Genomic DNA, 17,701 nt, shown 5'->3' on the forward strand with positions numbered 1-17,701 from the left:
ATTCTCCCAGCCTTACGTACGGGGCGATTTTCTATGAAAGACTTATTAGGTCTTCTAAAATCACAAGGACAATCAGACGAGTTCGATACAATCCGTATCGGTCTAGCGTCGCCAGATATGATTCGTTCATGGTCTTTTGGTGAAGTTAAAAAACCAGAAACCATCAACTATCGTACCTTTAAACCTGAACGCGATGGTTTGTTCTGTGCAAAAATCTTTGGTCCTATCAAGGACTATGAGTGCTTGTGTGGCAAATATAAGCGTTTGAAACACCGTGGTGTTATTTGTGAAAAATGTGGTGTTGAAGTTGCTTTGTCTAAAGTGCGTCGTGAGCGCATGGGACACATTGAGCTAGCTTCACCTGTTGCTCACATCTGGTTCCTAAAATCTTTGCCTTCTCGTATTGGTCTTATCCTAGATATGACGCTACGTGACATTGAGCGCGTATTGTACTTTGAATCTTTCATCGTGATTGATCCAGGTATGACAACGCTTGATAAAGGCCAGTTGCTTAATGATGAGCAATACTTTGAAGCGCTAGAAGAATTTGGTGATGAATTTGATGCCCGTATGGGTGCTGAAGCGATCCAAATGCTATTACGCGACCTTGATATGCCTGTTGAAATACAGACAATGCGTGAAGAGTTGAATGCTACTAACTCTGAAACACGTATCAAGAAGCTATCTAAGCGTCTTAAGTTGGTAGAAGCTTTCTATCATTCTGGTAATAATCCAGAGTGGATGGTGCTTGAAGTGCTTCCAGTACTTCCGCCGGATCTACGTCCTCTAGTACCACTTGAAGGTGGTCGTTTTGCGACGTCTGATTTGAATGACTTGTATCGTCGCGTTATCAACCGTAATAACCGTCTAAAACGTCTATTGGAATTGGCTGCGCCAGATATCATCGTACGTAACGAAAAACGTATGTTGCAAGAATCTGTTGATGCGCTATTGGATAATGGTCGTCGTGGTCGTGCGATTACTGGTTCTAACAAGCGTCCTCTGAAATCTCTTGCTGATATGATCAAAGGTAAGCAAGGTCGTTTCCGTCAGAACTTGTTGGGTAAACGTGTAGATTATTCTGGTCGTTCTGTAATCACAGTAGGTCCATCTTTACGCTTACATCAGTGTGGTCTTCCTAAGAAGATGGCGCTTGAATTATTCAAACCATTTATTTTCTCTAAATTAGAGCTTCGCGGTATGGCTACTACCATTAAAGCGGCGAAGAAAATGGTTGAGCGTGAAACACCAGAAGTTTGGGATATCCTAGATGAAGTGATTCGTGAGCACCCGGTTATGCTTAACCGTGCGCCTACTCTTCACCGTTTAGGTATCCAGGCATTTGAGCCTATGCTAATCGAAGGTAAAGCGATTCAGTTGCACCCACTTGTGTGTGCGGCATATAACGCTGACTTTGATGGTGACCAAATGGCGGTACACGTACCACTGACTATTGAAGCTCAGTTGGAAGCGCGTGCGCTTATGATGTCGACTAACAACATTCTTTCTCCAGCCAATGGTGAGCCTATCATCGTTCCTTCTCAGGACGTTGTACTAGGTCTTTACTATATGACGCGTGATAAAATTAACGCGCAAGGTGAAGGTATGATGTTCTCTGACATTAAAGAGGTTCATCGTGCATATGGTGCTAAGCAAGTTGCTTTGCATGCCAAAGTTAAAGTTCGCATCAATCAAGTAGATACAACAATCGAAGGTGAAAAGGTGTCTTCTACCTTTATTGCTGATACGACTGTTGGTCGTGCTTTATTGTTTGATATTGTGCCTGATGGCCTACCATTCTCTGTTGTTAACCAAACAATGAAGAAGAAGGCGATCTCTAACCTGATCAATGAGTGTTACCGTAAAGTTGGCTTGAAAGAGAGCTGTATCTTTGCTGACCAATTGATGTATACCGGCTTCCAGTATGCAACAGCATCAGGTTCTTCTGTTGGTGTAGATGACTTTGTTATCCCGCCTGAAAAAGCAGAAATCATTGAGCAGGCTGAGTCTGAAGTTAAAGAGATCGAATATCAGTACGCTGATGGTCTTGTAACTCAAGGCGAGAAATACAACAAGGTTATCGACTTGTGGTCTCGTACCAACGAGAAAGTAACTGATGCCATGATGAAAAACTTGGCGAAAGAGCAGACTACTAACAAAGCAGGTGAAACTGTTGAGCAGCAATCATTTAACTCAGTTTATATGATGGCCGACTCCGGTGCTCGTGGTAGTGTTGCTCAGATGCGTCAGCTAGGTGGTATGCGTGGTCTAATGGCGAAACCGGATGGTTCCATCATCGAGACACCTATCACAGCTAACTTCCGTGAAGGTCTATCAGTACTTCAGTACTTCACCTCGACTCACGGTGCACGTAAAGGTTTGGCCGATACCGCTTTGAAAACAGCTAACTCTGGTTACCTAACTCGTCGTCTTGTAGATGTAGCGCAAGACCTTGTGGTAACAGATGTTGATTGTGGTTCTGAGCGAGGCTTGATCGCTAGTGCAATGATTGAAGGTGGCGATGTTGTAATCCCACTAGGTCAGCGTGTACTAGGTCGTGTAGCAGCAACAGATGTAATGGATAGTAAAGGTAATGTTGTTTTACCTGGCGGTACTTTGATTGATGAGCATCACGTGCGCACAATTGAATCTGCTGGTGTGGATGAGATGCTTGTACGTTCTGTTATTACTTGTGATGTTAAGCACGGTGTATGTAGTACTTGTTATGGTCGTGACCTAGGTCGTGGTCATTTGGTTAACATTGGTGAAGCAATCGGTGTTGTTGCTGCTCAGTCTATCGGTGAGCCCGGTACTCAGCTAACAATGCGTACCTTCCACATCGGTGGTGCGGCGTCTCGTGCGTCTGCTGTTGATAGTGTGCAGGTTAAGAGTGCTGGTACTGTTCGCTTCCATAAAATGAAGTCGATCACTCGTCCTGATGGTAACCTAGTAATTGTTTCTCGTTCTTCTGAATTGGCGATTGCTGATGAAGCGGGTCGTGAGAAAGAGCGTTATAAGCTTCCATATGGTGCTTTGTTGACTGTTAAAGACGGCGAAGAAGTATCTGCAGGCCAAGTTATTGCTAACTGGGATCCGCATACGCACCCAATTGTCTCTGAGATGCAAGGTCGTCTAGAGTTCAGTGGTATGGAAGAAGGTCAAACAATTCGTCGTCAATCAGATGAAATGACTGGTTTGACAACAATTGAAATTCTTGAGATCAAAGATCGTCCAGCTGCAGGTAAGGACTTACGTCCTATGATTGCTGTAGTTGATGAAAACGGTGAGCCAGTACTTGTTCCAGGTACGGATTCTCCAGTGCAGTACATGTTGCCTGAAAAAGCACTATTGAGCTTGGATCATGGTGCCAGCATTCAGTCTGGTGAGGTACTTGCACGTATTCCTCAAGAAACAATTGGTAACAAGGATATTACCGGTGGTCTACCTCGTGTTGCTGACTTATTTGAAGCGCGTCGCCCTAAAGATCCAGCTGTTATGGCTGAGGCTTCTGGTGTGGTTAGCTTTGGTAAAGAGACGAAAGGTAAGATTCGTTTGGTAATCAATGCTCAAGATGGATCTGATCCAATTGAGACCTTGATTCCTAAGTGGCGTCAAATCAACATCTTTGATGGTGAAGAAGTGGAGCGTGGTGAAATTATTGCCGATGGTCCATTAAACCCACATGATATCTTACGCTTGAAGGGTGTGGCGGCATTGGCTGAATACATAACTAGTGAGATTCAAGAGGTTTACCGTCTACAGGGTGTTGTGATCAACGATAAACACATTGAGGTTATCGTTCGTCAAATGCTACGCAAGGTAGATATTTCTGAATCAGGTGATACTAACTTGATTCAAGGTGATCAGGTTGAGTTAACGCAAGTACTTGAAGCAAATGAAGAAGCGGAAGCTGAACAGAAATTCATTGCTAAATACGAGCGTGTTTTGCTTGGTATCACTAAAGCCTCTTTGGCAACTGAGTCATTTATCTCTGCAGCATCCTTCCAGGAAACAACTCGCGTGTTAACAGAAGGTGCGGTAACAGGTAAGAAAGACCATTTGCGTGGCTTGAAAGAGAACGTTGTAGTAGGTCGTCTGATTCCAGCCGGAACAGGTTTGGCTTACCACAGTGAGCGCAAGAATAAGAAAGAGCTTGCGCGCGCAGAGAAAGAAGGTTCAGCAACAATTAGTGCTTCTGATGTAGAAGAAGCGCTAAGTGCGGCACTAAAAGACTAAAATTCGATGCAAATTGGGTAGGGAGGCGATTTTTTAGTCGCCTCCCTATTGACTGTTTTATAAGCGCAAACTAAACTTGCGCATCCTAAATATTGGCGATTTCCGCCTTTTAATGTTGGATTCAGTGGAGCTTGTTTAATGGCAACCATTAACCAGTTGGTTCGTAAACCACGTAAACGTAAAGTGGCAAAAAGTGACGTACCTGCGTTACAAGCTTGTCCGCAACGCCGCGGTGTCTGCACACGCGTATATACTACTACACCTAAAAAGCCTAACTCGGCTTTGCGTAAAGTATGTCGTGTTCGCTTGACTAACGGCTTTGAAGTAACTTCCTACATTGGTGGTGAAGGTCACAACCTACAAGAGCACAGTGTTGTTTTGATCCGTGGCGGTCGTGTAAAAGATTTGCCAGGTGTTCGTTACCACACAGTTCGCGGTAGTCTTGATACTTCAGGCGTACAAAATCGTAAGCAAGGCCGTTCGAAGTACGGTACTAAGCGTCCTAAGTAAGTTTTTTACTAACTTAGTTGAACGATTAGACAAAAATTTTAATACAGTAAGGCCGAGCACAATGTTTTGTCTCGGACTAACCTGAAGAAGGATATAGACATGCCAAGAAGACGCGTCGTCGCAAAGCGTGAAGTACTTCCAGATCCTAAACATGGAAGCCAACTTCTTGCTAAATTTATTAACCATGTAATGGTTAGTGGCAAGAAGTCTGTAGCAGAGAGTATTGTTTACAATGCACTAGAAACTGTTGCAACTCGCGCAAAAACAGAAGAGCCAATGGCTATCTTCGAAAAAGCACTAGAATCTATCCAGCCTATGGTTGAGGTTAAATCTCGCCGTGTTGGTGGTGCTACCTACCAAGTACCTGTTGAGGTACGTCCTGCACGTCGTGCAGCTCTATCTATGCGTTGGTTGGTTGAGTCTTCACGTAAGCGTGGGGAAAAATCAATGGCACTTCGTCTAGCTGGCGAAATTTTAGATGCTGCTGAAAATAAAGGTTCTGCTGTTAAGAAACGTGAAGACGTTCATCGCATGGCAGAAGCTAACAAAGCGTTCTCGCATTACCGTTTCTAAAAATTCGGAGAGTAAATCGTGGCACGTACAACACCTATCAATCGCTATCGCAATATTGGTATTTGTGCACACGTTGACGCTGGTAAAACGACGACAACTGAACGTGTTCTTTTCTATACTGGTCTATCCCACAAAATTGGTGAGGTTCATGATGGCGCTGCCACCATGGACTGGATGGAACAAGAGCAAGAGCGCGGTATTACCATAACATCTGCTGCCACTACCTGTTTTTGGGGTGGGATGAGTAAGCAGTTTGATCAACACAGAGTCAATATAATTGATACGCCTGGGCACGTGGACTTCACTATTGAAGTTGAGCGTTCTTTGCGAGTGTTGGATGGTGCGGTTGTCGTACTTTGCGGATCTTCAGGTGTTCAGCCTCAAACTGAAACAGTATGGCGTCAAGCCAATAAATACGAAGTTCCGCGATTGGTGTTTGTTAATAAGATGGACCGAGTTGGTGCTAATTACTTTAATGTAGTTGAGCAGCTTGAGGAGCGTCTTGGAGCAAATGCTGTGCCTATTAATATTAATATTGGATCTGAAGACGACTTTAAAGGCGTTATCGATTTGATATTGATGAAAGCTATTATGTGGAATGAAGATGATCAGGGTATGACCTTCGAATACGAAGAGATTCCTGCTGGTCTACTTGATACTGCAGAAGAGTGGCGTGAAAAGCTTGTTGAGGCTGCGGCTGAAGCAAATGATGAGTTGATGGATAAGTACCTTGAAGAAGGTGAATTGTCTGTCGAAGATATCAAGATGGGCTTGCGTGCTAGAACGCTAGCTAATGAAATAGTCTTGGTAACTTGTGGCTCAGCTTTCAAGAATAAGGGTGTTCAGGCTGTACTTGATGCAGTGGTTGAATATCTGCCGTCACCATTAGAGGTGAAGGCTATTGAGGGTACGCTAGAGGATGGTGAAACATTAGATGATCGAGAAGCAGACGATAAAGCACCTTTTGCTGCGCTTGCTTTTAAGATTGCTACTGATCCATTCGTAGGTACGTTAACCTTCGTTCGCGTTTACTCTGGTGTATTGAATTCTGGCGATGCTGTTTATAATTCCGTTAAAGGAAAGCGTGAACGTATTGGTCGTATGGTTCAGATGCACTCGAATAATCGAGAAGAGATTAAAGAAGTTCGGGCGGGTGATATCGCTGCAATAATTGGCCTTAAACATATTACAACTGGTGACACCTTGTGTGACCCAGATAAGGCGATTGTATTGGAGCGTATGGACTTTCCTGAGCCGGTCATTTCAGTTGCAGTAGAGCCGAGATCACAAGCTGATCAGGATAAAATGAATGTTGCGTTAGCTAAGTTGGCGCAAGAAGATCCATCGTTTCGTGTAGAAGTGCATGAAGAGACGGGTCAAATCATTATATCTGGTATGGGTGAGCTGCATTTAGATATCCTTGTTGAACGTATGAAGCGTGAATTCAAGGTTGAGGCGAACATTGGTAATCCTCAAGTCTCGTATCGTGAAAAGCTTCGTAAAGAAGTTGAAATTGACCAAAAGTTCATCCGTGAATTTAACGGAAAAGGACAATACGGTCACGTTGTAATGAAACTTATCCCGACTGTTGAAGAAGGGTTGGAATTTGTCAACGAGATTGTTGGTGGTGAAATCCCTAAGGAATTCATCCCAGCGGTAGAGAAGGGTGTATCCGAGCAAATGAAGAACGGTGTAATCGGCGGCTTCCCAATTTTGGGGCTGAAGGTTGTATTGGTCGGTGGTTCTTTCCACGATGTTGACTCAAGTGATATGTCTTTTCACATAGCCGCATCTCAGGGACTAAGGAAGGGCGCGGTTGAGGCCGATGCTTGTCTTTTAGAGCCTGTTATGAAGGTGGAGGTTGTTACTCCTGAAAGCTGCATGGGGGATGTGATGGGTGACCTGAATCGTCGTCGTGGTGTGGTGTTAGGGATGGATGACATTCCGTCTGGTAAAGTAATTCGAGCAGAAGTGCCCTTGGGTGAGATGTTCGGTTATGCTACCGATGTACGTAGCTTGTCGCAAGGTCGTGCAAGTTATGCAATGGAATTTGAGAAGTACGCTGAAGCGCCGTCAAGTGTGGCAGATGCGATCATCAATAAAGAATATTAATCATCTACCTACAGATCTTATAAGGTGTATGTATCATGGCAAAAGCTAAGTTTGAACGTAATAAGCCACACGTAAACGTTGGCACAATCGGTCACGTTGACCACGGTAAAACAACTCTAACTGCAGCACTTACTCGTGTATGTGCTGAAGTTTTCGGTGGTGAAGCTGTTGATTTCGCTGGTATCGATAACGCTCCTGAAGAGCGTGAGCGTGGTATCACAATCGCGACTTCACACGTTGAGTATGATTCAACAATTCGTCACTACGCACACGTAGACTGCCCAGGACACGCCGATTATGTTAAAAACATGATCACTGGTGCTGCTCAAATGGACGGTGCTATCTTGGTATGTGGTGCAACTGACGGCCCTATGCCTCAAACACGTGAGCACATCCTACTTTCTCGTCAAGTAGGTGTACCTTACATCGTTGTTTTCCTAAACAAAGCTGACCTACTAGCTGAAGACTGTGGCGGTGCGGATTCTGAAGAATACGCTGAAATGCTAGAGTTGGTTGACATGGAACTTCGTGATCTTCTTTCTGAATACGAATTCCCTGGTGACGACACTCCAATCATCCCTGGTTCTGCTCTAATGGCATTGAACGGTGAAGATGACAACGAAATGGGTACAACTGCTGTTAAGAAGCTAGTTGAAACTCTAGATAACTACATCCCAGAGCCAGAGCGTGCTATCGACGGTGCATTCATCATGCCTATCGAGGACGTATTCTCTATCCAGGGTCGTGGTACTGTTGTAACTGGTCGTGTTGAGCGTGGTATCGTGAACGTTGGTGATGCTGTAGAAATCGTTGGTGTTAAAGAAACAACAACTACTACATGTACTGGTGTTGAAATGTTCCGTAAGCTTCTTGACGAAGGTCGTGCTGGTGAGAACATTGGTGCACTTCTACGTGGTACTAAGCGTGAAGATGTTGAGCGTGGTCAAGTATTGGCTAAGCCTGGTTCTATCAATCCTCACACTGACTTCACAGCAGAAGTATATGTATTGAGCAAAGATGAAGGTGGTCGTCATACTCCATTCTTCAAAGGTTACCGTCCACAGTTCTACTTCCGTACAACTGACGTAACTGGTGCTTGTGAGCTACCTGAAGGCGTTGAAATGGTAATGCCTGGTGACAACGTTCAAATGACTGTTTCCCTAATTCACCCAATCGCGATGGACGAAGGTCTACGTTTCGCGATCCGTGAAGGTGGTCGTACAGTTGGTGCTGGTGTTGTTGCTAAAATCATCAAATAATTTACTAGTTAAATAGTAAAATATTAATGGTTTCAAAGGGCTGCCCGAAAGGGTGGCCCTTTTTTATGTGGAATCAAGATGAGCATAAAATGATTTGTTAAATTGGTTACTTGACAACCAGTTTGCAAATCGATAAGATTCGCCGTCCTCAAAAGAGGAAGGCAGCTTAGTTATTGAGATTTTGTTGTCAAAAAAACACTGTATTTGGAGTTGGAAATGCAAAGCCAAAAAATTCGTATTCGTTTGAAAGCATTTGATCATCGTCTGATTGATGCTTCAACACAAGAGATTGTGGAAACAGCGAAACGTACAGGTGCGCAAGTACGTGGACCTATTCCACTTCCTACTCGCAAAGAACGTTATACAGTACTGATTTCTCCTCACGTAAACAAAGATGCGCGTGATCAATATGAAATCCGTACACACAAACGTGTTCTAGACATCGTTGAGCCAACAGAAAAAACTGTTGACGCTCTAATGAAGCTAGATCTTGCGGCAGGCGTGGAAGTACAAATTTCTTTAGGTTAATCCTTAAAGATTGGGGTGCGAGAACCGATTGGTATCAATCGGCTTATGCACATTAGTGGAATGATCTGGAATGATCAGCCGTAGCGGGTGATAGCCCCTTACACAACTGGCAAACGAGGTATAAAATGGCTATTCAATTAGTCGGACGCAAAGCCGGAATGACACGTATCTTCAATGAAGATGGTGTATCCGTGCCAGTAACCGTCATCGAAGTAGAACCGAACCGCGTAACTCAGGTAAAAACTGCAGATACTGATGGCTATACAGCTGTTCAAGTAACTGTTGGTTCTCGCCGTGCGAGTCGCGTCAATAAAGCAGCTGCAGGTCACTTTGCAAAAGCGAAAGTTGAAGCAGGTCGTGGTTTATGGGAGTTCCGTCTTTCTGGTGACGAAAAAGAAATCAATGTTGGTGATGAGCTAACTGTTGCTGATTTCGAGTCTATTACTACTGTTGACGTTATTGGTCAATCAAAAGGTAAAGGCTTCCAGGGTGCAATCAAGCGTCATAATTTCAGTATGCAAGATGCAACCCATGGTAACTCATTGTCTCACCGTGCACCTGGTTCCATTGGTCAATGTCAAACACCTGGTCGTGTTTGGAAAGGCAAAAAAATGGCGGGTCACATGGGCGCAGCTCAAGTAACTACTCAATCACTAGAAGTGGTTCGCGTTGATTTAGAACGTAACCTAATCATCGTGAAAGGAGCAGTTCCTGGCGCGACTAATGGTGATGTTATTCTTCAACCAGCTGTTAAAGCTCGCTAGAAGGGGTAGACAATGAACTTGAATCTAACAGGAACTGAAGGAACTCTAGAAGTTTCAGAAGTTACCTTTGCTCGTGAATACAACGAAGCCCTAGTTCACCAAGTGGTTACTGCTTACTTGGCTGGTGCTCGTCAAGGTACACGTGCTCAAAAAACTCGCTCTGATGTTGCCGGTGGTGGTCGCAAGCCATGGAAACAAAAGGGTTCTGGTCGCGCTCGTGCAGGTACTATTCGTAGTCCTATCTGGCGTAGCGGTGGCGTAACTTTCGCTGCTCGTCCACAAGACCATTCACAAAAAGTGAACAAGAAGATGTATCGTGCAGCAATGCGCACCATCTGGTCTGAGCTAGTACGTCAAGACCGTCTTGTTGTAGTTGAAGAACTTAGTTTGGAAGCTCCAAAAACTAAGCTTTTCAAAGCTAAAATGGCTGAATTGAATATTGAGAATGCTTTAATCGTTTCTGCTGAATTAGATGAGAATCTTTTCCTAGCAGCACGTAACATTCCAAATGTTGATGTACGCGATGCGGCGTCTATCGATCCAGTTAGCTTGATTGCTTACGACAAAGTGTTGGTGACTGTTGGTGCTCTTAAGCAAGTTGAGGAGGCATTAGCATGATCGGCGAACGTATTTATAAGGTTTTGTTAGGACCACACATCTCTGAAAAAGCTACTATCGTTGCTGAAGGCAATGGTCAGTATGTTTTTCGTGTAGTTGGTGATGCGACAAAAACTGAAATTAAACAAGCAATCGAAGCTCTATTTGAAGTCAAAGTAGACACTGTTCGTACCTTGAACCAAAAAGGTAAGACTAAGCGTACTGCTCGTGGTCTTGGTAAGCGTAACGACGTTAAAAAAGCGTACGTACGTTTGACTGAAGGCCAAGAAATTGATTTCTTAGCTGAATAAGGGGAGATAGGTCAATGGCTGTTGTAAAATGTAAGCCAACGTCTGCAGGCCGTCGTCACGTTGTTAAAGTTGTAGGTGAAAATCTACACAAAGGCGCACCATATGCACCACTTCTTTCTAAGAAGAGCAAATCTGGTGGTCGTAACAACAATGGTCGCATCACTACGCGTCACGTAGGTGGTGGTCATAAGCAGCATTACCGTATGGTTGATTTCCGTCGTAACAAAGATGGTATTCCAGCGGTAGTTGAACGTTTGGAATATGATCCAAATCGTTCTGCAAACATAGCATTGGTTTTATATGCTGACGGTGAACGTCGTTATATCATTGCTTCTAAAGGCATGGTAGCAGGAACCACTGTTTCTAACGGTGCTGATGCACCTATCAAGCCAGGTAACACTTTGCCATTGCAAAATATTCCTGTTGGTAGTGTTGTGCATTGTATCGAGCTTAAGCCAGGTAAAGGTGCTCAAGTAGCACGTTCTGCTGGTGCTTCTGCTCAGCTTGTTGCTCGTGAAGGTCGTTACGTTACTCTTCGTCTACGTTCAGGCGAAATGCGTAAAGTATTGACTGAATGTCGTGCAACTCTTGGTGAAGTATCCAATTCCGAGCATAGCTTACGCGTGCTAGGTAAAGCTGGTGCTAGTCGCTGGCGTGGTGTTCGTCCTACCGTTCGCGGTGCGGCGATGAACCCGGTAGATCACCCACATGGTGGTGGTGAAGGTCGTAGCTCAGGTGGTCGCCACCCAGTTAGTCCTTGGGGTATGCCAACCAAAGGTTACAAGACACGCAGTAATAAGCGTACCGATAAACTTATTGTACGTCGTCGTACTAAGTAATAAGAGGAAACGACTGTGCCACGTTCACTAAAAAAAGGTCCTTTCATCGACCTTCATTTGTTGAAAAAGGTAGAGGCTGCGGTAGAAAAGAATGATCGACGTCCAATCAAAACTTGGTCTCGCCGTTCTACTGTCTTCCCTGAATTTGTAGGGTTGACTATCGCTGTCCATAATGGTCGCCAACACGTCCCAGTTCTAGTAACTGAAGACATGGTAGGTCATAAATTGGGTGAGTTCGCTCCGACCCGCACATATCGCGGTCACGTCGTGGACAAGAAAGCCAAACGGTAATAAGGGGTAATAAATATGAGTGAAGTTAAAGCCTCATTAAAAGGTGCTCGCCTCTCAGCGCAGAAGGCCCGTTTGGTTGCAGATCAAATCCGCGGCAAATCTGTTAGCGAGGCGCTTGACATCTTGGCGTTCAGCCCTAAAAAAGCAGCAGTACTAGTTAAAAAAGTACTAGAATCAGCTGTTGCAAATGCTGAACATAACGAAGGTGCTGATATAGATGACCTACGTGTTTCAACTGTATACGTTGACGAAGCTACAACGTATAAGCGCATCATGCCACGTGCTAAAGGCCGTGCAGATCGCATCTTGAAGCGCGGTTGTCATATTACAGTTAAAGTCGCTGACTAATTAGGAGAAACCCAATGGGTCAGAAGGTTCATCCAACTGGAATACGCCTAGGGATAGTTAAAGACCATACTTCTACTTGGTATGCGAATAATCAAAACTACTCTAAGTTGCTATTAAACGATCTTCAAGTACGTAAGTACTTAGAAGGTAAACTAGTTCAGGCTTCTGTTTCTCGTATCGAGATTCAACGTCCTGCTCAATCTGCACGCATCACTATCCACACAGCCCGTCCAGGCATTGTGATTGGTAAGAAAGGTGAAGATGTAGAGAAGCTACGTAACGCAGTTTCTGACATGATGGGTGTGCCAGTGCACATCAACATCGAAGAAATTCGTAAGCCTGAATTAGACGCTAAACTTGTTGCTCAGAACATCGCTGGTCAACTAGAGCGTCGCGTAATGTTCCGCCGTGCTATGAAACGTGCTGTACAAAACGCAATGCGCGCAGGCGCAAAAGGTATCAAGGTTCAGGTAAGTGGTCGTTTGGGTGGTGCAGAGATTGCACGCGCAGAATGGTACCGCGAAGGTCGTGTACCATTACACACTCTACGCGCTGACATTGACTACGCTACTTATGAAGCAAACACAACTTACGGCATCATTGGTGTTAAGACGTGGATCTTCAAAGGCGAAATCTTGGGCGGTATTGAGCAAGTGCGAGCTAATAAAGGCGCACAAAAGAAGAAGTCTAAGTAGGGGGTAGCATATGTTGCAGCCGAAACGTACTAAGTTCCGTAAAATGCAGAAAGGCCGTAACCGTGGTCTTGCATTACGCGGTAACCAAGTTAGCTTTGGTGAATTTGGTTTGAAATCCACAGCACGTGGTCGTATTACGGCTCGTCAAATTGAAGCGGCGCGTCGTGCAATGACTCGTCACATCAAACGTGGTGGTAAAATCTGGATTCGTGTTTTCCCTGATAAGCCGATTACTCAGAAACCTCTAGAGGTTCGTCAGGGTAAAGGTAAGGGTAACGTAGAATACTGGGTTGCACAGATTCAACCTGGTAAAATGCTTTATGAAGTTGAGGGTGTTTCAGAGCAGCTAGCTCGCGAAGCTTTCGCACTAGCAGCCGCTAAGCTTCCTCTGGCCACAACTTTCGTGACGCGTACGGTGATGTAGATGAAAGCAAAAGATTTACAAGAAAAGTCTGTAGCTGAGCTACAGGAAAGCTTGATTGAACTGCTAAAAGAGCAATTCACGTTGCGTATGCAAAAGGCTACTGGCCAGCTAACGCAAACTCATTTGCTTCCTCAAGTTCGCCGCAATATCGCACGTGTTAAAACCGTGCTAAATGATAAGGCAGGTAACTAATGGCAAATGCAGAAACTCAAGCTCGCACAGCTACTGGTAAAGTAGTAAGCGACAAGATGGATAAAACCATCACAGTACTAGTAGAACGTACTGAAAAACACGCTCTATACGGCAAGTTTATTCGTCGTTCTACTAAATTACACGCTCATGATGAGAACAACGAATGTCGCATTGGCGACACAGTAAAGGTTGTGGAAACACGTCCTTACTCCAAGTCTAAAACTTGGAACCTGGTTCAAGTTGTTAACAAAGCGGCAGCTATCTAAGCTGCCCCATCGTGAGACTTGTTATCTAATTTTATTGGAGAGCAGTTATGATTCAAACAGAATCGATGCTTGATGTTGCAGATAACAGCGGCGCAAAGCGTGTTCAGTGTATTAAAGTACTGGGTGGCTCACATCGTCGTTACGCTGGTATCGGTGACATTATTAAGGTCACTGTTAAAGAAGCGATCCCTCGTGGTCGTGTTAAAAAAGGGCAAGTTCTTAACGCAGTAGTAGTTAGAACTAAGAAAGGTGTTCGTCGTCCTGATGGTTCAGTAATCCGTTTTGATGTAAACTCAGCGGTTCTATTGAATGCAGCAGGTCAACCGATCGGCACACGTATCTTTGGCCCTGTTACCCGTGAATTGCGTTCAGAGCAATTTATGAAAATTATTTCTCTTGCACCTGAAGTGCTGTAAGAGGGAGGGGACGTAAATGCGTAAGATCAAAAGTAACGACGAAGTTATTGTGATTGCCGGTAAAGATAAAGGCAAACGCGGTAAAGTTGTTAAAATTGTAGACGAAAACCGAGTTCTTGTTTCTGGCATCAATATGATGAAGAAACACGAGAAGCCAAACCCTATGAAAGGGTCTACTGGCGGTATCGTCGAGAAAGAAGCACCTATCCAGGTTTCTAACGTAGCTATCTTTAATGGTGCTACTGGTAAAGCGGATCGCGTCGGCTTTAAAGTGAATGAAGATGGTACTAAGGTACGTATCTTTAAATCTAACAGTGAAGCGATCGACGCCTAAGAGCGAGAATTATAGCCATGGCGAGACTTAAGCAAGTTTATAAAGATCAAGTTGTAGCAGCTCTAACTGAAGAGTTTAGCTACAAGAATGTAATGGAAGTGCCTAAAATCACAAAAATTACATTGAATATGGGTGTTGGTGAAGCTATCGCAGACAAGAAACTTCTTGAAAATGCGGTAAATGACCTTGAAGCACTTAGTGGCCAGAAAGTTGTAGTGACTAAGGCTCGTAAATCAGTAGCAGGCTTTAAAATCCGTGACGGTTACCCGATCGGTTGTAAAGTTACGCTACGTGGTGAGCGTATGTGGGATTTCTTCGACCGTTTGGTTGATGTAGCAATTCCACGTATCCGTGACTTCCGTGGACTTAATCCTAAGTCTTTCGATGGTCGTGGTAACTACAGCATGGGTGTTAAAGAGCAGATTATCTTCCCAGAAATCGATTACGATAAAGTAGACCGTGTACGTGGTATGGATATTACCATCACAACGACTGCTCGTACCGATGCGGAAGGTCGTGCTTTGTTAGCAGCCTTTAGTTTCCCTTTCAAGAAATAAGAGGTAGGAATCATGGCAAAGATCTCAATGATTCAACGCGAAGCAAAACGCACTAAATTAGTAGCTAAGTTCGCTGAAAAGCGTGCAGCTCTAAAAGCAATAATTAGCGATGTGAATGCATCGGATGATGAAAAGTGGGAAGCAACTCTTAAGTTGCAAGCTCTTCCACGTGATTCATCTTCTTCACGCCAGCGTAACCGTTGCCAAGTAACGGGTCGTCCACATGGTGTTTATCGTAAATTTGGTTTGTCAAGAATCAAACTACGTGAAGCAGCTATGCGCGGTGACGTACCAGGCTTGAAGAAAGCTAGTTGGTAAGCAAGTAGATCACGATCATAATACACGGCAGTGGGTGGGGTGTCTGGATTAGTTCTGGACATTCTGTCTGCTGCTGTGTACTATGCGCGAGCTCTATTTGCTGCACAATGGTTTTTAATTAGGAGCTCTTCAATGAGTATGCAAGATACACTTGCGGATATGTTTACACGTATTCGTAATGCGCAGATGGCGTCTAAGACATCTGTGAGCATGCCTTCATCAAAAATGAAGGTATCTGTTGCTTCTGTTCTACGTGAAGAAGGTTATGTAACCGATTTCGCTGTAACTGAAGAAACAAAACCGACTCTTACTATCGAACTTAAGTATTTCGAAGGTAAACCGGTAATCGAAGAAATTAAACGCGCTTCTCGCCCAAGTCTTCGTCAATACAAGTCATCAGTTGATCTACCTAAAGTAGAAGCTGGTCTTGGCGTTGCTATCATCTCTACCTCTAAAGGTGTGATGACCGATCGTGCTGCACGTGCTGCAGGCATCGGTGGCGAAGTAATCTGCACAGTATTCTAGGAGTTAGTATGTCTCGTGTTGCTAAAAGTCCCGTGACGCTTCCTGCTGGTGTAGATGTAACTCTTAAAGGACAAAACCTTGTAGTTAAAGGTGGTAAAGGTTCTTTAGAGTTGAATGCGCATCAAAGCGTTGAACTAACTGTTGAAGATAAGGTTATTACTTTTGCTCCTCGTGATGGTGCAAAACAGAGCCGTGCTTTAGCAGGTACTACTCGTTCTTTGGTCAACAACATGGTTGTTGGTGTTAGCCAAGGTTTCGAGAAGAAATTATTGCTTCAAGGTGTTGGTTACCGTGCTGCCGTTAAAGGTACAGTACTTAACTTAACTCTTGGTTTCTCTCACCCTGTAGAATACGACCTACCGGAAGGTATCAGCGCTGTTGTTAACGGCCAGACTGAAGTTGTAATCTCAGGCGTCGACAAGCAAGCTGTTGGCCAAGTGGCTGCAGAAATCCGCGGTTTCCGTCCTCCTGAGCCTTATAAAGGTAAGGGTGTTCGTTACGCTGATGAGCATGTTCGTCGTAAAGAAGCTAAGAAAAAATAGGTAGACATCATGAACACTAAAAAACAATCTCGAATTCGTCGCGCACAACGCGCACGTCTGCATATTCGTGAGTTGGGTGCGAATCGTCTTTCTGTTCACCGCACACCGCGTCACATGTATGCTCAAGTTATTTCGGCTTCTGGTAGCCAAGTGCTAGCTAGCGCATCTACCTTGGACGAAAGCCTTCGTTCTTCTGCAACTGGTAACAAAGATGCGGCTGCTAAAGTCGGCGCTTTGATTGCTGAACGTGCAAAAGAAGCAGGTGTCACTGCGGTCGCTTTTGATCGCTCTGGTTTCAAATACCATGGTCGCGTACAAGCTTTAGCTGACGCAGCCCGTGAAGCCGGTCTAGAGTTCTAAGGGGTAGCAAATGGCAGTTAATGATCAACAAACTAGCGACCTCCAAGAGAAGCTAGTACAAGTCAACCGTGTAGCTAAAGTTGTAAAGGGTGGTCGTATCTTCTCTTTCACAGCGTTAACAGTGGTTGGTGACGGAAATGGTAAAGTAGGCTTTGGTCGCGGTAAAGCGCGTGAAGTGCCTCAAGCTATCCAGAAAGCGATGGAGCAAGCTCGTCGTAACATGGTTACTGTTCAGTTGAACGGCGATACTCTTCAGTATCCTGTTAAAGCTGTTCACGGCGCATCTAAAGTTTACATGCAACCTGCATCTCAAGGTACTGGTGTAATTGCCGGTGGTGCGATGCGTGCGGTTCTTGAAATCGCTGGTGTACACAACGTATTGGCTAAGTGCTACGGCTCTACAAACCCAGTAAACGTTGTACGTGCAACCATTAAAGGTTTGCAAGACATGAACTCTCCTGAACAGATTGCAGCGAAACGCGGCAAGTCAGTCGATCAAATTTTGGGGTAATGTGAAATGGCTAAAAATACCATCACAGTAGAACTAACCCGTAGCCCGATCGGTCGTCTTCCGAAACATCGTGCAAGCGTTAATGGCTTGGGTTTACGTAAAGTTGGTCAACGTCGCGAGTTGGAAGATACTCCAGCTGTACGTGGCATGATCAATAAAGTTTATTACATGGTTAAAGTGGTAGGAGAATAAA

The 17,701-nt window shown here is 44.5% G+C and carries 25 protein-coding genes; all 25 read left to right on the top strand.

Annotation, left to right across the window (positions count from 1 at the left end):
- The first annotated feature begins 33 nt into the window (after positions 1-33).
- The 25 genes from rpoC (at position 34) to rpmD (ending at position 17,700) form a co-directional block, all read left to right on the top strand.
- Complete coding sequence (rpoC, locus tag OA91_RS21845; RefSeq protein WP_046019624.1) at positions 34-4,236, top strand: DNA-directed RNA polymerase subunit beta'; 4,203 nt, start codon at positions 34-36, stop codon at positions 4,234-4,236.
- A 138-nt stretch (positions 4,237-4,374) separates the two neighbouring features.
- A complete protein-coding gene (gene rpsL / locus OA91_RS21850) occupies positions 4,375-4,746 on the top strand; it encodes a 30S ribosomal protein S12 (protein WP_009834607.1) in 372 nt (123 codons plus the stop codon).
- A gap of 99 nt (positions 4,747-4,845) precedes the next feature.
- A complete protein-coding gene (gene rpsG / locus OA91_RS21855; protein WP_046019623.1) occupies positions 4,846-5,319 on the top strand; it encodes a 30S ribosomal protein S7 in 474 nt (157 codons plus the stop codon).
- An 18-nt stretch (positions 5,320-5,337) separates the two neighbouring features.
- Positions 5,338-7,431: an elongation factor G gene (gene fusA / locus OA91_RS21860; protein ID WP_063339851.1), complete on the top strand. Its 2,094-nt coding sequence runs from the start codon at positions 5,338-5,340 to the stop codon at positions 7,429-7,431.
- 35 nt (positions 7,432-7,466) lie between these two features.
- Positions 7,467-8,690: an elongation factor Tu gene (gene tuf, locus OA91_RS21865; RefSeq protein WP_063339852.1), complete on the top strand. Its 1,224-nt coding sequence runs from the start codon at positions 7,467-7,469 to the stop codon at positions 8,688-8,690.
- Positions 8,691-8,906: 216 nt separating this feature from the next.
- On the top strand, positions 8,907-9,218 hold the full coding sequence (gene rpsJ, locus OA91_RS21870; RefSeq protein WP_009834626.1) for a 30S ribosomal protein S10: 312 nt from the start codon (positions 8,907-8,909) through the stop codon (positions 9,216-9,218).
- A gap of 125 nt (positions 9,219-9,343) precedes the next feature.
- On the top strand, positions 9,344-9,982 hold the full coding sequence (gene rplC / locus OA91_RS21875; protein ID WP_046019620.1) for a 50S ribosomal protein L3: 639 nt from the start codon (positions 9,344-9,346) through the stop codon (positions 9,980-9,982).
- Positions 9,983-9,994: 12 nt separating this feature from the next.
- The gene (gene rplD, locus OA91_RS21880) at positions 9,995-10,600 is read left to right on the top strand and encodes a 50S ribosomal protein L4 (protein WP_009834624.1); all 606 of its coding nucleotides are present in this window, start codon (positions 9,995-9,997) and stop codon (positions 10,598-10,600) included.
- Positions 10,597-10,890 (top strand): 50S ribosomal protein L23, encoded by a 294-nt coding sequence (gene rplW, locus OA91_RS21885; RefSeq protein ID WP_009834623.1) that lies wholly within the window; start codon positions 10,597-10,599, stop codon positions 10,888-10,890. The genes rplD and rplW overlap by 4 nt, the downstream gene beginning before the upstream one ends.
- 14 nt (positions 10,891-10,904) lie before the next feature.
- On the top strand, positions 10,905-11,729 hold the full coding sequence (gene rplB / locus OA91_RS21890) for a 50S ribosomal protein L2 (protein ID WP_046019619.1): 825 nt from the start codon (positions 10,905-10,907) through the stop codon (positions 11,727-11,729).
- Positions 11,730-11,744: 15 nt separating this feature from the next.
- On the top strand, positions 11,745-12,020 hold the full coding sequence (rpsS, locus tag OA91_RS21895; protein WP_009834621.1) for a 30S ribosomal protein S19: 276 nt from the start codon (positions 11,745-11,747) through the stop codon (positions 12,018-12,020).
- 15 nt (positions 12,021-12,035) lie between these two features.
- Positions 12,036-12,368: a 50S ribosomal protein L22 gene (gene rplV, locus OA91_RS21900; protein WP_009834620.1), complete on the top strand. Its 333-nt coding sequence runs from the start codon at positions 12,036-12,038 to the stop codon at positions 12,366-12,368.
- Positions 12,369-12,382: 14 nt separating this feature from the next.
- Positions 12,383-13,063: a 30S ribosomal protein S3 gene (rpsC, locus tag OA91_RS21905; protein ID WP_009834619.1), complete on the top strand. Its 681-nt coding sequence runs from the start codon at positions 12,383-12,385 to the stop codon at positions 13,061-13,063.
- A gap of 10 nt (positions 13,064-13,073) precedes the next feature.
- Positions 13,074-13,487: a 50S ribosomal protein L16 gene (gene rplP, locus OA91_RS21910; protein ID WP_009834618.1), complete on the top strand. Its 414-nt coding sequence runs from the start codon at positions 13,074-13,076 to the stop codon at positions 13,485-13,487.
- The gene (gene rpmC, locus OA91_RS21915; protein ID WP_009834617.1) at positions 13,488-13,679 is read left to right on the top strand and encodes a 50S ribosomal protein L29; all 192 of its coding nucleotides are present in this window, start codon (positions 13,488-13,490) and stop codon (positions 13,677-13,679) included.
- Positions 13,679-13,945 carry a 30S ribosomal protein S17 gene (rpsQ, locus tag OA91_RS21920; RefSeq protein ID WP_009834616.1) on the top strand — a complete coding sequence of 89 codons (267 nt, stop codon included), beginning with the start codon at positions 13,679-13,681 and terminating at the stop codon, positions 13,943-13,945. Before rpmC ends, rpsQ begins: the two co-directional genes overlap by 1 nt.
- A gap of 47 nt (positions 13,946-13,992) precedes the next feature.
- Complete coding sequence (gene rplN / locus OA91_RS21925; RefSeq protein WP_046019618.1) at positions 13,993-14,361, top strand: 50S ribosomal protein L14; 369 nt, start codon at positions 13,993-13,995, stop codon at positions 14,359-14,361.
- Positions 14,362-14,377: 16 nt separating this feature from the next.
- Positions 14,378-14,695, top strand: a complete 318-nt coding sequence (rplX, locus tag OA91_RS21930) for a 50S ribosomal protein L24 (protein WP_009834614.1) — start codon at positions 14,378-14,380, stop codon at positions 14,693-14,695.
- Between the two features lie 17 nt (positions 14,696-14,712).
- Complete coding sequence (gene rplE, locus OA91_RS21935) at positions 14,713-15,252, top strand: 50S ribosomal protein L5 (protein WP_009834613.1); 540 nt, start codon at positions 14,713-14,715, stop codon at positions 15,250-15,252.
- Positions 15,253-15,264: 12 nt separating this feature from the next.
- Positions 15,265-15,570 (top strand): 30S ribosomal protein S14, encoded by a 306-nt coding sequence (gene rpsN, locus OA91_RS21940; protein ID WP_009834612.1) that lies wholly within the window; start codon positions 15,265-15,267, stop codon positions 15,568-15,570.
- Positions 15,571-15,702: 132 nt separating this feature from the next.
- Positions 15,703-16,095 (top strand): 30S ribosomal protein S8, encoded by a 393-nt coding sequence (rpsH, locus tag OA91_RS21945; RefSeq protein ID WP_036180589.1) that lies wholly within the window; start codon positions 15,703-15,705, stop codon positions 16,093-16,095.
- An 8-nt stretch (positions 16,096-16,103) separates the two neighbouring features.
- Positions 16,104-16,637, top strand: coding sequence for a 50S ribosomal protein L6 (rplF, locus tag OA91_RS21950; RefSeq protein WP_046019617.1), 534 nt, complete (start codon positions 16,104-16,106; stop codon positions 16,635-16,637).
- A gap of 9 nt (positions 16,638-16,646) precedes the next feature.
- Positions 16,647-16,997 carry a 50S ribosomal protein L18 gene (gene rplR, locus OA91_RS21955; RefSeq protein WP_046019616.1) on the top strand — a complete coding sequence of 117 codons (351 nt, stop codon included), beginning with the start codon at positions 16,647-16,649 and terminating at the stop codon, positions 16,995-16,997.
- A gap of 10 nt (positions 16,998-17,007) precedes the next feature.
- A complete protein-coding gene (gene rpsE / locus OA91_RS21960; protein WP_046019615.1) occupies positions 17,008-17,508 on the top strand; it encodes a 30S ribosomal protein S5 in 501 nt (166 codons plus the stop codon).
- 6 nt (positions 17,509-17,514) lie between these two features.
- On the top strand, positions 17,515-17,700 hold the full coding sequence (rpmD, locus tag OA91_RS21965) for a 50S ribosomal protein L30 (RefSeq protein WP_046019614.1): 186 nt from the start codon (positions 17,515-17,517) through the stop codon (positions 17,698-17,700).
- Position 17,701: the final 1 nt, after the last annotated feature.

This window comes from Marinomonas sp. SBI8L (genome assembly GCF_001624705.1).
Taxonomy (GTDB): Bacteria; Pseudomonadota; Gammaproteobacteria; order Pseudomonadales; family Marinomonadaceae; genus Marinomonas.